The organism is Mesorhizobium sp. M00.F.Ca.ET.216.01.1.1 (genome assembly GCF_004010325.2).
Taxonomy (GTDB): Bacteria; Pseudomonadota; Alphaproteobacteria; order Rhizobiales; family Rhizobiaceae; genus Mesorhizobium.
In genome coordinates, this window is the sequence record NZ_SADR02000105.1 from 1 (window position 1) to 504 (window position 504).

The window sequence follows — 504 nt, forward strand, 5'->3', positions numbered from 1 at the left end:
TCCAGGGCGTGGCGTTCGACCTTGCGGATATGACCGCACAGGTGGAGGTCGCCTGGCAGTATTGCGTTCATGCCCTGGAGCTTGATGATGGGCGCGCCATAGGCTTCCCGTTCGCGCGCATAACGCACGGCAGCGTCCAGCGCGGCTCGCGCGACGCCCGCCGCAATGAAGCCAATGCCGATCCGGCCGTCGCAAAGCCCGCCCATTACGGTGCGATAACCGTCGCCTTCGGCGCCCAGCAGATTCACGGCAGGCACGCGGTAGTCCTCGAGCGAAATCTGCGCGGTATGCGCGGTGTGCTGACCAAGCTTGTTCTCCACGCGTGTCACGTGATAGCCAGGCGCTTTCGGGTCGATGATGAACGTGCTTGCGCCGCGCTTGCCGGCCGCCTTGTCTGTTATCGCGAACGCGACGCCGACACCGGCCTCGCTTCCGTTCGAGATGAATTGCTTGGTGCCGTTGAGCACGTTCATCATCGACCCGAAAGCGCCTGGCTATCACGTG

At 63.7% G+C, this 504-nt stretch carries 1 protein-coding gene; it reads right to left on the reverse strand.

All coding sequences use genetic code 11. The features are described from left to right. A partial coding sequence (locus EN859_RS35240) for an acyl-CoA dehydrogenase family protein (RefSeq protein WP_210237749.1) occupies nt 1–476 on the reverse strand: 476 nt, incomplete at its 3' end. Nucleotides 477–504 lie beyond the last annotated feature (28 nt).